General features: G+C 42.5%; 9 protein-coding genes and 1 CRISPR repeat array. Of the genes, 4 read left to right on the forward strand and 5 right to left on the reverse strand.

Going from position 1 to position 13,644, the window contains the following annotated elements; translation table 11 throughout:
• Positions 1-29: 29 nt before the first annotated feature.
• The 3 genes from V7L01_RS02195 to V7L01_RS02205 form a co-directional block, all read right to left on the reverse strand.
• The gene (locus V7L01_RS02195; protein ID WP_012408256.1) at positions 30-260 is read right to left on the reverse strand and encodes a NifU family protein; all 231 of its coding nucleotides are present in this window, start codon (positions 258-260) and stop codon (positions 30-32) included.
• A gap of 444 nt (positions 261-704) precedes the next feature.
• Complete coding sequence (locus V7L01_RS02200; RefSeq protein ID WP_335031505.1) at positions 705-2,474, reverse strand: ATP-binding protein; 1,770 nt, start codon at positions 2,472-2,474, stop codon at positions 705-707.
• 172 nt (positions 2,475-2,646) lie between these two features.
• Positions 2,647-2,883 carry a hypothetical protein gene (locus tag V7L01_RS02205; RefSeq protein WP_335031507.1) on the reverse strand — a complete coding sequence of 79 codons (237 nt, stop codon included), beginning with the start codon at positions 2,881-2,883 and terminating at the stop codon, positions 2,647-2,649.
• A gap of 534 nt (positions 2,884-3,417) precedes the next feature.
• Between V7L01_RS02205 and lepA the strand changes: the two genes are divergently transcribed.
• The 4 genes from lepA (at position 3,418) to V7L01_RS02225 (ending at position 9,060) form a co-directional block, all read left to right on the forward strand.
• The gene (gene lepA / locus V7L01_RS02210; RefSeq protein ID WP_335031509.1) at positions 3,418-5,229 is read left to right on the forward strand and encodes a translation elongation factor 4; all 1,812 of its coding nucleotides are present in this window, start codon (positions 3,418-3,420) and stop codon (positions 5,227-5,229) included.
• 505 nt (positions 5,230-5,734) lie between these two features.
• Positions 5,735-6,922 carry a glycosyltransferase family 4 protein gene (locus V7L01_RS02215; RefSeq protein ID WP_335031510.1) on the forward strand — a complete coding sequence of 396 codons (1,188 nt, stop codon included), beginning with the start codon at positions 5,735-5,737 and terminating at the stop codon, positions 6,920-6,922.
• Positions 6,923-7,403: 481 nt separating this feature from the next.
• The gene (locus V7L01_RS02220) at positions 7,404-7,841 is read left to right on the forward strand and encodes a DUF6918 family protein (protein ID WP_335031512.1); all 438 of its coding nucleotides are present in this window, start codon (positions 7,404-7,406) and stop codon (positions 7,839-7,841) included.
• A gap of 310 nt (positions 7,842-8,151) precedes the next feature.
• The gene (locus tag V7L01_RS02225; RefSeq protein WP_335031514.1) at positions 8,152-9,060 is read left to right on the forward strand and encodes a M23 family metallopeptidase; all 909 of its coding nucleotides are present in this window, start codon (positions 8,152-8,154) and stop codon (positions 9,058-9,060) included.
• A 144-nt stretch (positions 9,061-9,204) separates the two neighbouring features.
• Positions 9,205-10,681: a CRISPR direct-repeat array (repeat unit 37 nt; unit sequence GTTTCAATCCCTAATAGGGATTTTAGTTGATTGCAAT).
• A 366-nt stretch (positions 10,682-11,047) separates the two neighbouring features.
• Here the strand turns inward: V7L01_RS02225 and V7L01_RS02230 are convergent.
• Entirely contained in the window at positions 11,048-11,815 is a 768-nt protein-coding gene (locus V7L01_RS02230) for a circadian clock KaiB family protein (RefSeq protein ID WP_335031516.1), read from the reverse strand.
• A gap of 182 nt (positions 11,816-11,997) precedes the next feature.
• Positions 11,998-13,278 (reverse strand): type IV pilus twitching motility protein PilT, encoded by a 1,281-nt coding sequence (locus V7L01_RS02235; protein ID WP_335031518.1) that lies wholly within the window; start codon positions 13,276-13,278, stop codon positions 11,998-12,000.
• Positions 13,279-13,644 lie beyond the last annotated feature (366 nt).

A 13,644-nucleotide genomic window follows, 5' to 3' on the forward strand; every position in this document is an offset into this window, starting at 1 on the left:
CATAACTCCTAACTCCTAACTCCTAACTTTTACACCACTTGCTCAATTTCTGCAATTTCGGGAATCATTTCCTTTAAGCGGCGCTCAATACCCATTCTCAGGGTCATTGCAGAACTGGGACAAGAACCACACGCACCTTGCAGGCGCAGTTTGACAACAGGCCCATCAAGTTCTACGAGTTCCACATTGCCGCCATCAGACATAAGATAAGGGCGCATTTCATCTAAGACTGTTTCAACGTTGTCAATTGTGAGTTCCATAGTTTAGACCTGCTAAGTTAGGGATGGGGATTGGGGATCGGGCATGGGACATGGGGAATAGGGCATTGAATAATAATGATCTCTGTGCCCTATGCGCCGTTACTCATTAACCATTATCCAAAGTTTTATTTTCCAGCTTTGTTAAATCGATCCTAAATCTAATTGCTGCGAGATTGCCAGGTGTCAGTTTTTAATGACTTTTGACTAAACCACTGCTGATTTTAGCAATTTGATATTAGATTAGCTGAACAATTTGTCGTGCAAGCCCTCCTACTCTACTTTAGCCTTTAAAGTACTGAAGAGAACGCAAGGAGGTGAGCACAAGGAAAATTTTTTCCCAATACCCATGCCCAATATGGTTATTAAATAATAATTCCTAAAAAAATTTAAAACCCAGTACTTTTAATATTCCAGACGACCAATGACCAATGACTAATGACTAATTTAGCACTCAGCACTGTTTGTTGAGTCGCTATCATTAGATGAAACCATGACTGGTTGTTGATATAGTGGCACTGTAAATGTGACTGTTGAGCCAAGTCCTTCGCCCAGACTATAAAAATGTACCTCGCCGCCCATTGCCTCCACTAGCTTCTGGGATATTGCCAGTCCTAAACCTGTACCGCCGTACTGGCGAGTGCGGGAGCCATCCACCTGAGAGAATAATTGAAATAGTTTATCTTGTTTGTCTAAAGAAACACCGATGCCAGTGTCTGCCACACGGACTCTCACCATGCCAGGAAATTCCTGACCTTGAAAGTTCGGCTTTGCTTTTTTGAGTACTAAATCGGCGCTGACGGTGACGCCACCCTCATGGGTAAATTTGATGGCATTCCCTACCAAATTGAGCATAACTTGTAGCAACCGTTGGTAGTTGCTTTGGACAATGATTTCATCGGAGGTAGCAGGCATTTGCATCCGGAAGCTAAGGTTTCTTATTTCTGCTTGGGGACGCATAAAACCTTCTACATCACTGAATAGCTCATCTAGCTTGACTGGAGCGTAAACTAGCTCCATTTTGCCAGCTTCGATTTTGGCAATGTCTAAAATATCGTTGATGATATTCAGCAGATGTATCGATAAGTGGTGAGCTTCTGCCAAAAATTGGTTTTGTTCTTCTGTGTCATCTGCCATCCCTTCCAAAATCAGCTTCAAGAAGCCAATCATGCCGTTGAGGGGGGTACGAATTTCATGAGATACATTGGCCAGAAACTCGCTTTTGAGGCGGGAAGCTTCTTCGGCTTTTTGACGCGCTGCTTCTAATTCTTTATATAAAGTAGCATGAGCGATCGCAGTTCCCAGTTGATCTGCTGCTTCTTTTGCTAGTTCTAATTCCGATTCTGTTAATGTGTAGCATTCATCCTGCCAATTCAAGGCAACCAATCCATTAGGCTGATCTTGATAGCAAGTCGCAACCACCAAAGTTTTCTGCCGCGTAGACTCTGTGTATCCAGGCACTTCCATTACAACTGGTTCTAGAGTTGCCAAGGCTTGAGCAAAGGCAGGCTCAGAAACTATATCTATTTCTGAGCCAAGCATTGATTTCAGTTCTGGCTGGCGATACTCAGCCTTTACTTTCACTTTTGAGTTTGAGGGCTGATAAGGACAAATAATGCAGCGCTCTAGCCGCAGTGCTTTCCCCAAATTGTCAACTGTTTGCTGCCAAATAATATCGAAATCCAATGTCCGCCGAATATTTCTGGTAATCTTATTTACCAGTTTTTGGTGTTGTTGCGATCGTAAAGCTAACTCTATTTGTGTGGGTGTTTTTGATGCCACACGCACTTGTTTTTTGTTGAGTGTCGCTTGTACTAACCGTCCCATCACTAAAACTGTAGTGGCAGTTGTTCCCAAACTCGGCATAACCGGACTAATCGCTAAGTCCAACTCAAATAATTCCTGGTGGTAGCTAAACCAGCACTGAAACCTTTCTGGCACCAAACTTGTCAAAATTCGGTGCAATCGTTCCAAATAAGTAACCTTATCCACCGGGGCAAAGGTTTGGGTCTGGTTCAGCTCCTCAACTATTTTTTCAGCATTTAATCCCAGGAGATCGCTATGCTGCCAACAAAAGGTCAGATAGCGCCCTGCCCCATCTTGCGTATACACCAACTCGGCTCCTAGAGTTGCTAATGAGCCATCAGTCTTACTGGTAATAGATTCCAGGTTTTGAGAAAATACATTTGGCAATTGGGATTTGGCAGTAATAGTCATTAATTGAGTTGGATAGACAAAGGGTATCCGACCGTAATTTTACTAAAGCTGCTCAAATTTTTGCATAAATTTTTACAGCTTTTTTGTTTTTTATTGTGTATTTTTTGCTGTTTTGAAATCCAGATTGGCAAACTTCACTTTTTTTACTTGTATTGACAGCTGATTGATGGCGTCAATCGTTCCATTCACCGCGAGGAGGAACAGGGGTACGCACAGGCGTGCGCGTCAATTCATCATCTCTGAGGATTTCACCGCGCAACCACTGGCGAATCGCCACCTCAATCACTTTACTTGGGTCATTGGTGAGATGCTGAATTTGCTCTAGTAGCTCGGAGTCTAGGCGGACAGCAATTTCTACCTTATCGGCTCGTGTATTTTCCGCTTCGGTAGTTTTTTTTTGCATATTCATAGGTTTATATACTCTGAATTGGTTTTGTCTAAAGCTTTGTAAAGTAGTTATATTCATTATTTGGGCTAATTGACTGAAAATCTTCAAGAGCACAGTTACATAATTCCCTGAAATAGCACCAAAGTAACAGGCTTTAAGTTTCAAATCGCATTTTTCATATAACTGACTAGACAATGGCTCTAGAATTTTTGTCGGTAAATCAGTGATTCTGGACGATTACGGGTGGTAATTGCCCACGCTCCCTATACGATCCCTACATGTACTTATTTACATTTATTGTACGCTCCTAGCTGATGAATACTGGCAGCAACAAATAGACTTTCATAATATTCTTAAAAGTCCACCTATTTAGATCGAAAGTTAAAGATGGGGTGAAGTGGGGCAGGGGGAGCAGCGGGAGCAGGGGAGGCAGGGGAAGAATAATAACTCGGAACTCAGCACTAAAAGCTAGCAGCGTCTTGGCTAAGAAAGCATTAAAATACATTAAGTAAATTGCTCTTTTAACTTTGGTTGCTGCTAAGGCAAAGATAGTATATGACTGACGTTCCCGCAGTTCGCATTCGCAATTTTTGTATTATTGCTCACATCGACCACGGGAAATCAACCCTCGCCGATCGCTTGCTGCAAGCTACTGGCACTGTTGAAGACCGACAGATGAAGGAACAGTTTCTTGACAATATGGATTTGGAACGGGAGCGCGGCATTACCATTAAGCTGCAAGCTGCCCGGATGAACTACACAGCCAAGGATGGTCAGCAGTATGTGCTGAATTTAATTGATACTCCTGGGCATGTGGATTTCTCTTATGAAGTCTCCCGCTCTCTTGTTGCTTGTGAAGGAGCGCTATTGGTAGTAGATGCGTCCCAAGGTGTGGAGGCGCAAACTTTGGCAAATGTATATTTAGCCTTAGAGAGTAACCTGGAAATTATCCCGGTTTTGAATAAAATTGATTTGCCTGGGGCTGAACCAGAACGGGTAATTGGCGAAATTGAAGAAATTATCGGTCTAGATTGCAGTGGTGCGATTCTTGCCTCTGCTAAAGAAGGAATTGGTATTGATGAGATTTTAGAAGCAGTTGTCGAGCGGATACCGCCACCACCAAATACGATAAATGAACGCTTACGAGCGTTAATATTTGATAGCTATTACGACAGTTACCGGGGAGTAATTGTATACTTCCGGGTGATGGATGGCACATTGAAAAAAGGCGATCGCATCCATTTGATGGCATCCGGTAAAGAATTTGAAATTGATGAGTTAGGCGTTCTTTCTCCCACTCAAAAGCAAGTTGATGAACTCCACGCTGGGGAAGTAGGCTATTTGGGAGCGGCAATTAAAGCTGTAGCTGATGCACGGGTAGGAGACACAATTACCCTCAGTAAGGCGAAAGCTGAGTCACCCTTACCAGGCTACGCAGAAGCGAACCCGATGGTTTTTTGCGGGATGTTCCCCATTGATGCTGACCAATTTGAAGATTTGCGGGAAGCTTTAGAAAAGCTCGAACTCAACGACGCAGCGCTGCATTACGAACCAGAAACTTCGAGCGCGATGGGGTTTGGCTTCCGTTGTGGGTTTTTAGGCTTGCTGCACATGGAAATTGTTCAGGAACGCCTAGAGCGAGAGTATAACCTAGATTTAATCATTACAGCCCCCTCGGTGGTTTATAAGGTGATTACCCTCAAAGGTGAAGAACTGTACATCGATAATCCTAGCCGTTTGCCTTCTCCCAACGATCGCGAAAGAATTGAAGAACCCTACGTCCAAGTAGAGATGATTACCCCGGAAACTTATGTTGGCAGCTTGATGGAGTTGTCACAAAACCGCCGTGGTATCTTCAAAGATATGAAATATCTCACCCAAGGACGAACCACCCTTACATACGAGCTACCCTTGGCGGAAGTTGTGACTGACTTTTTTGACCAGATGAAATCGCGATCGCGCGGCTACGCCAGTATGGAATATCACATCATCGGCTACCGTGAAAATCCTCTGGTAAAACTAGATATCATGATTAACGGCGATCCCGTAGATTCCTTGGCGATGATTGTGCATCGGGATAAAGCTTACAATGTCGGGCGGGCAATGGCGGAAAAACTCAAAGAGCTAATTCCTCGCCATCAATTCAAAGTGCCAATTCAGGCATCTATTGGCAGTAAAGTTATCGCCAGCGAACATATACCTGCTTTGCGGAAAGACGTGCTAGCCAAGTGCTACGGTGGTGATATCAGCCGGAAGAAGAAACTATTACAGAAGCAAGCAAAAGGTAAAAAGCGGATGAAATCTGTAGGTACAGTGGACGTACCGCAGGAAGCTTTTATGGCAGTACTGCGTTTGGATCAAAACTAATTTAAGGGACTTCCAACAAATAAATTATCCAATCTTGTGGGGTGGACATCTTGTCCGCCCAAGGCTTGGGGCTATTGTGTCGCCCACCCCACAAAAAGTAGTTGAGTATTTTTTTATTTGGAGTTCCCTAAGAGTGCTTAATCCTCAGAGACAATTGGCTGCTTGCGGCTACATCTCAAGTGGAAAAAACATAAAAGACCTAACCCCCCAGCCCCCTTCCCTACAAGGGAAGGGGGAGTCAAAACCTCTTTCCTTTTAGAAAGAGGTGCTTTTTAAAGCCTAAGTTGCAAAACGGGCGCTCAATTACGAATTACGAATTACGAATTAGTATCATCCCTTACTTCCTATCCCTAGCCCACAGTTGATAACCTTTGATAAGCTTTAACAAAATCACTGTTAAAAAATCTAAAAATTTTAGTAAAAGTACTCACTGTATTCGCCAGACTTGTATTTTTAGATAAATGTAGTTTTTTAGATATTTGTAAAGCGTCGGGGAGTCTAGTAGATGAAGATACTGGTACTGAGTTGGGAGTTTCCACCAAGGATTGTTGGGGGAATTGCGCGGCATGTAGCGGAGTTGTACCCGGAACTGGTAAAGCTAGGGCATGAAGTCCACCTGATTACGGCGGAGTTTGGTCAGGCATCGATGTATGAGGTAGTTGAGGGAGTAAAGGTGCATCGGGTGCCTGTGGCACATAGTAACGACTTTTTCCACTGGGTAGTCAATCTCAACCTGAGTATGGGAGATCACGGTGGTAAGTTGATTTTAGAGGAAGGGCCCTTTGATTTAATTCATGCCCATGATTGGTTAGTCGGAGATGCTGCGATCGCTCTTAAGCATAATTTTAAAATACCACTAATTGCCACAATTCACGCTACGGAATACGGGCGTTATAACGGTATTCATACAGACATCCAAGGCTATATCAATGGTAAAGAAACCTTGCTGGCTTACAACGCTTGGCGGATTATCGTTTGTAGCGACTATATGCGCCAAGAAGTAGAACGAGCGCTACATAGTCCTTGGGGCAAAATCGATGTCATTTATAACGGTATCCGAGCCGAAAAGAAACAGCATAACGTAGATTTTCATGCTCTGAATTTTCGCCGCCAATTCGCCACAGACGATGAGCAAATCGTTTATTACCTTGGTCGCATGACATACGAAAAGGGTGTACCTGTATTGCTCAATGCCGCACCTAAGATCCTTTCGCAAATGGCAGGTAACGTTAAATTTATAATTGTTGGTGGCGGCAATACTGACCATCTCAAGCGCCAAGCCTGGGATTTGGGAATTTGGCATCATTGCTATTTTACAGGTTTTCTCTCCGATCAATACTTAGATAGATTCCAAACTGTCGCTGACTGTGCCGTTTTTCCTAGTCTTTACGAACCTTTCGGGATTGTGGCTTTAGAAAGCTTTGCTTCTCGTGTTCCGGTAGTAGTTTCTGATACTGGTGGTTTTCCAGAAGTAGTGCAACATACCAAAACAGGCATTGTTACTTGGGTAAATAACGCCGATTCTCTAGCTTGGGGAATTTTGGAGGTTTTGAAAAATCCAGGATATCGGCAATGGCTGGTGGATAACGCTTATGAGGATTTAGAGCGGCGCTTTAGCTGGCCAAAATTAGCCAAGCAAACCGAAGAAGTGTATCAGCGAGTTGTAAAAGAGCGATCGCAAATTGCGTGGTAGTTGATAGAGTAGAGACGCGAACTATCGCGTCTCTACAAGGGTTTTGGCTGTTCTTAGCTATTGCTGAATCTAAATGGAAACTTTATTTAAACTTGGATAAATTCTTAATTAACCTTTGCTAAATCTATAGCAGACACGGCTTAAAATTGTGGAGAAGTCCAAATTTAATCTGGTTTTGGATATTATTTTTTATTCCGAAATCAGTAACACTAGTTAAAAAGCTAATTCATCAAAAACATGGTAACAAGTTTAGCGTAGTGGCATTTAATTTAGGCGATCGCGATCGGTAAGCAATCCCAGCAGTTTGCAGGGTACGGGCAAGGTAGTCTCTTCGAGATTGCTTGTGCGCTCACCTAAATTCGATTTACGCATATTCCCTATGTCCATAACATACTCTAACTCTGATACCATTTTCTGTAATTTCCTGCTTGCTAAAAAATTAGTTGAATAGAAATTAAGTACTTAGATAAGGAAGAGTGAAATGGGACTTAGCGACGGACTTTTGAACCCGACCAAAAAGGCTATGGTCATAAATGACTGTTGCAACATGATAGAAGGACAGCTTGCATCCAAGTCAGGTATGAGCGGCATCGCTTTGAAAACTGCCTTTGCCGCCCTAAAGGGAGTCAAGCCAGGGTATATCCCCTACGTCGTTGAGCAGATCCTGCCACAGTGCTTCACAGCACTCGATCCCATCTGGAATGAGGGCGTAGAGAAAGGCAATCCAGTTGAACACCTGAGTGCGAATCGCTCTCATACGGCAGATGCGCTACTGGGTGTCACCGATGCGAGAGTTCAAAGCACAAAGCGCCAAATCGTGCGAGGAACCTATGAGAAACTTCGAGGTTCAGCCAAAAAGCACGTCGAAGAAGCTGTGCCAGACTTAGCCAAATTAATCGGTAATTACGCTAACAACTGAGCTAGAAGCGAAGAATCACAATCAATGTATGCCGCCATTCATGCGTTGGTGGCTGGCATACGGGACTTAATTCCATCCTTTTTAAGGAGGGTTAGGGATGAGGAAACCTTAACCCCAGCGTATTGCTCTGTCAGTTAGTTCCCTTGCAACTCAAAGCCAAACTAAAAGTTACTCGTCTTCAAAACATTAAACAGCACCTACCTACTTAGTCTCACTTTAAAAATTTAATTTCCTGATATATTCCGAGTCAGCTTGAAACAGCAAATAATCAGAAACTATCTGAATTATTGTTTTAATCGGCTTACAATTTATGAAAAAAGTTACCTATCGATATCGTAATTATGGGCTAATTGGGTTACTATCCTTAACCGCCGTATTCAGTACAACTACATCTGCCTTAACACAGTTAGCAGGCGATTCCCCAATTGAGCAAACTCCTATCCCTGCTTCTAACTTAATCTGGCCGACTCAAGGGTTTATTTCTCAAGGCTTTCGCAAATATCAACACGAAGGAATTGATATTGCAGGGGCATCTGGAACTCCTATTGTTGCTGCTGCATCCGGTACAGTTGTAAAAGCAGGTTGGGATGATTGGGGATTAGGCAATGCCATAACTATTAAACATCAAGACGGCAGCACTACTGTTTACGGTCACAATCGCCGTTTGTTGGTGAGGAAGGGTCAACAGGTCATTCAAGGTCAAATTATTGCTGAGATGGGATCTACAGGCAATAGTACAGCACCTCATCTGCACTTTGAAGTTCATCCAAATGGTCGAATAGCTGTCGATCCCCTTCGTCTGTTGGCATCCTTGACTGCAAGTGTTAATTCTGCTTTTATTCAGCAAGTGGATAACCCAAACCGCCCAGTTTCGACACCCCCACTAGCAAAGCAAGCTTCACCTTCACAGCCGATTCCAATAGGTTTTGCACCTGTTAGCACTGATACTAAATGCAATGGAGTTATCATCATTCAAGGTGAGACTGCAAGTATTCGTGTAAAAGTCTGCGAAGAAAAGGGTCAGTTATTTTATATTGGGCAGTTGAAGCAAGACCCAAGCAAGCCTATAAAAATAGCAGCTTTGAATATTGGTAAAGGCAGATATCGAGCAGATAATGGTAGTTTTTATTATTTAGTCAGCCCTGATAAAGTGGAAGTTTGGCGAAATGGTAGTCAGATACGTTCTGACAGTTTTTATACTTTAACGAAATCGCCATAAAGTTACCATCCAATATTTGACTGTACTGCAAGCGATCGCTTGAGTCGATCGATTTGCTAAGTCAGTCCATAATTATCTGTATATTGCTGGAGCGATTATCAATTGTAATGCGATCGCAGGAGTTCAGTTTATGCCTCTAGCTCTCCTTCAATCCCTAATAGGGATTTTAGTTGATTGCAATGCAAGAGAAAAAGAATATTTCCCAGTTTTTGGGTAGTTTCAATCCCTAATAGGGATTTTAGTTGATTGCAATCGTTTACTCTAAAATTCTACAATGCAGTTATTAATGTTTCAATCCCTAATAGGGATTTTAGTTGATTGCAATGTGGAACGAGCGCAGGAGGTAAAAATTTGATATCCCCAGGTTTCAATCCCTAATAGGGATTTTAGTTGATTGCAATGCGACTCTGCAATTTTTAAGCAAAAGGCTGAAGGTTTCAATCCCTAATAGGGATTTTAGTTGATTGCAATCAGTGTCCCAGTTTTCGTAAAGCAGTTGGGTAGCGTTTCAATCCCTAATAGGGATTTTAGTTGATTGCAATGATGACAAGATAAAGCCACTTCTTCGATAGCATTTGTTTCAATCCCTAATAGGGATTTTAGTTGATTGCAATAAATAATTTAAAGGGGTTTGGTAAATTCACTCTAGTTTCAATCCCTAATAGGGATTTTAGTTGATTGCAATTCAAGAAGTTCGTTCGTCGGGGTTACTTCTTCAGGGTTTCAATCCCTAATAGGGATTTTAGTTGATTGCAATCTTATGTAATGCCTTATGTGTCCGACGAATGGATTGTTTCAATCCCTAATAGGGATTTTAGTTGATTGCAATCAATTGCATTCCCAAGAGTTCCACCGAGTCTAGCAGCTGTTTCAATCCCTAATAGGGATTTTAGTTGATTGCAATTTCAGTTCGCATTCCTCAAGGTCAAGAACAAGAAGTTTCAATCCCTAATAGGGATTTTAGTTGATTGCAATGTCACACGATATTTTTTCATGATGTATCTTCTATTGTTTCAATCCCTAATAGGGATTTTAGTTGATTGCAATAGTGAAAAAGAATTTTAGCTTTGTATGTCAAAGGTTTCAATCCCTAATAGGGATTTTAGTTGATTGCAATAATAATGCCTTGTTTGCTGCACCAGTCGATACAAGCGTTTCAATCCCTAATAGGGATTTTAGTTGATTGCAATTAAAGAGGATTTAAAAGGAGTTCTTTGTGAATTGTTTCAATCCCTAATAGGGATTTTAGTTGATTGCAATCCTTTTGGGGGTGCTAGGTAGTTTAAATGGCGATGTTTCAATCCCTAATAGGGATTTTAGTTGATTGCAATCCAATGACAGCATTAAGTACAGCGTGTAGATAAAAGTTTCAATCCCTAATAGGGATTTTAGTTGATTGCAATATCTTGCTATCTCAATGTAGACATCTGCGAAGTATCACGTTTCAATCCCTAATAGGGATTTTAGTTGATTGCAATGACATTAGTTGGCAATGAAAAGCTCGCTGTGATTTGTTTCAATCCCTAATAGGGATTTTAGTTGATTGCAATACTTGAACTGACACTCTAGACTGACACTTTGGACGTTTCAATCCCTAATAGGGATTTTAGTTGATTGCAATCGCTGGCGTCTGAAAGCCCTATGTTATTTGGTTTTCAAGGTTCAATAGCGCGAATAGGAAAATCATAACATGAGGAGTGGCAATTGTGCTAAACGAAATTAGCTGAAAGCTAGTCCACATAAGGTGCGCGGATGGTTTCAAGACCTACAGCCGTCAAGTCTTTGCATACACGGCAATTCAGCCATTTTTGTAGTCGCCTCTTCACCAACACCTACCCATTCGCGCACTGGGCAAAAAAAACTAGTCTGATTGCAAAGCAGTTCATTATCCATGAGCTTAATACAGACTTTCTTTTATTTCTAGCGAAAACAATTGCTACCTATCAAACCTCTGTGTTTCACTTTTAACCCTCATTCGTTATAAAACTTAAAATTTTTCCTTAGCAGCTAACATCTGTAAAATATTTTCTACACGATCCAACTCTCCAACGATTCGCCGAATTGGGTGAGGCCAAACTTTCACAAGGGTAGGAGTTGCAGAAACCTGATTGAGTTCTGCTTGTTCTGGATGAGTTAAAACATCAATCACCTTCAGAGTATAAGGATGCCCCAGCGATCGCTCTAATAATTCGTGTAAATTTTTGAGAATGCGTTCAGTGGTACTGCTATGTCCTGCAACAAACAAGCGGAGAACATAGCCTTGTGTGATGGCTTCCTTTTTTTGTACTATTACTGGTTGGTGGTATTTTGGCACAGGTTCAGAAAGGTCTAGACGGACAATTAAGTCGTGATCTTCCCAAAGCTGCCCAAATGACGAACGATAAGTTGTTAACACCATGCGATCGCACAACCCCTCTTGCCAGGGAGCTGGTTGCCATACTAGATCCCCCGTACCAAAAATGGCATTAAGCAAAGCTTGATGTCTAATTACAGCCGGATAAGCTTCAGCAAAAGTTCGCACTTGTTGAGTGCGCGGATCTAACCAATGGTCAATAGTCGCAGTATAACAAGGCACTAAGAAGTGCGGCGGCTCTGGCAAATCTAGGATTTCTTGCAAAGCCGAGCACAAATGCAAGTGCCATCGACCTTGCTTGCTAGGGTCGATGCAATAAATTAAATCTCCTCCAGGTGTAAATAGCGCAATGCCTTTAAACAACTGGGGTGTAGATAGTTTGTTTGTCGTCAAGTTATTCACAGAGGCTAAGAAGATAAAAGTAAAAAATTCTCTCTTTTACCTTTTACCTTAGCTATAACCTCAACCAGGATGACAAAGATATTTGAGATTGGGGAGCAGTGGACAAGGGGGAGAATAAAAAATTAGTTCTTTCCCCTCTGCTCCAAGCTTTGTGCCCCTCTGCCTCTTCCCAATGCCCAATCTTAAACTCGACCTCTGAGAAACTGTGCCATTTCGTTAGGAGTTGGTGACATTTCTAAAGCAGTCTCTTCAGTAATGCGCCCCTCTTGATAGAGATTGAGCAACGACTGATTCATCGTAACCATGCCGTCAAAGCTAGCTTGTTTCATCAACTCGCCAATTTCATCATATTTGCCGTCTTTGATCCATTCTTTAATTGCCTCAGTATTGATCAGCACATCGTGGAAAGCAGCCCGCTTCCCGTCAGTTGTGCGACACAAACCTTGGGCAATTACTGACACTAAAGACTCAGAAATTGCCACCCGCATTGCATCCTGTTCGTCACCAGAGTAGAGATTGAGAATCCGCTCAATGGTTTTAACAGCGCTATTTGTGTGCAGGGTTCCCATGACTAAGTGACCAGTCTGAGCGGCTTTTAGGGCGGTGTTGACTGTTTCCTTATCCCGCATTTCTCCCACCAGAATCAAATCTGGATCTTCCCGCAAAGCTGCTTTCAAAGCGTTGTCAAATTTCCGGGTATGCATTCCCACTTCCCGTTGTTTGACTAAAGACTTGCGGCTTTGATGGATAAATTCTATCGGGTCTTCAATGGTGATGATATGCTTGGCCATCTCCTTGTTGATGTAGTCAACCATCGCTGCCATTGTGGTGGACTTACCAGAACCAGTGGGCCCTGTCACCAAAATTAAACCTTTGTGGTGATGACAAATATCCCGAAAAATTGGCGGTAAATTCAACTGTTCCATAGTTAAGATTTTCAATGGAATCAACCGCAAGACCATTGCAGGCCCTCTAAGGGTGCCAAAAACATTAATCCGCACGCGAGCAAAGTCGTATTGAGTTGCTCCGTCAAATTCTAAGTGTTCTTCAAAGCGCTGAATTTCCCCCTCACTCATCACCTCCCGCAACCAACTCATGAAAGCTTCTTTATCTGTTTCTGGATAATCCGTTGATTGAATTTCTCCTCGGCTGCGGAAGCGGGGTACTTCACCTACACCCAAGTGCAAGTCAGAATATCCCTGATCGTAAGCTAACCTGATTAACTTCTCTAAAGTCGGCCCCGCACTGCTGTTTTTAGGGGTAGCTGAAGTAGGTATTGGCGGTGGACTAACCGGACGATGGCCTGCAACAGGTGCGTTGGCGCTTCTATCCGACATATCCAGTGTTTGTGTCATCTGCCGCTGCGTACTAAAGGTTGGGGTTGGCGGCGGTGGCGGCGGCATTGGTGGCAGGTTACGTCCGGCAGCAGGGCTAGTATTTAATGGAGACTGTGATTCTGTCATATATCTTCACATTTGGGAGTTAAAAAGTTGGATTAACGAAAAGTCAAGTCATTTGCTTCGATGACTTTTGGCGGATGCTTGCGTGCAAGCCCTAATGGTGATGAGAGGTGATTGAAACTCTAGAACCACGGTCAATCCATTTCATCCACCTCAACTTGTATCTTTTTTTCTTGAAATTTCACTACTCAGAAGATTTAGAGAAATTATTTAACTTATCTAACCTGGTTTAACACACGCAAGGACACAAAACGCTTCAGTCAATACACTTAGGTTATTTGGTAATATATAGTACTTTTAATAAAACATAAATATTCTAAGACCTTAGATGAGAAATTTATCCCAGGCATGGACACGAATTGCCAGCAA

It is taken from the genome of Nostoc sp. (genome assembly GCF_036917095.1).
Taxonomy (GTDB): Bacteria; Cyanobacteriota; Cyanobacteriia; order Cyanobacteriales; family Nostocaceae; genus Nostoc.

Bases quoted from the DNA above. Each gene is read 5' to 3' on its own strand.
- V7L01_RS02195 (WP_012408256.1), bottom strand. From the start codon at position 260: ATGGAACTCACAATTGACAACGTTGAAACAGTCTTAGATGAAATGCGC.
- V7L01_RS02200 (WP_335031505.1), bottom strand. From the start codon at position 2,474: ATGACTATTACTGCCAAATCCCAATTGCCAAATGTATTTTCTCAAAAC.
- V7L01_RS02205 (WP_335031507.1), bottom strand. From the start codon at position 2,883: ATGAATATGCAAAAAAAAACTACCGAAGCGGAAAATACACGAGCCGAT.
- lepA (WP_335031509.1), top strand. From the start codon at position 3,418: ATGACTGACGTTCCCGCAGTTCGCATTCGCAATTTTTGTATTATTGCT.
- V7L01_RS02215 (WP_335031510.1), top strand. From the start codon at position 5,735: ATGAAGATACTGGTACTGAGTTGGGAGTTTCCACCAAGGATTGTTGGG.
- V7L01_RS02220 (WP_335031512.1), top strand. From the start codon at position 7,404: ATGGGACTTAGCGACGGACTTTTGAACCCGACCAAAAAGGCTATGGTC.
- V7L01_RS02225 (WP_335031514.1), top strand. From the start codon at position 8,152: ATGAAAAAAGTTACCTATCGATATCGTAATTATGGGCTAATTGGGTTA.
- V7L01_RS02235 (WP_335031518.1), bottom strand. From the start codon at position 13,278: ATGACAGAATCACAGTCTCCATTAAATACTAGCCCTGCTGCCGGACGT.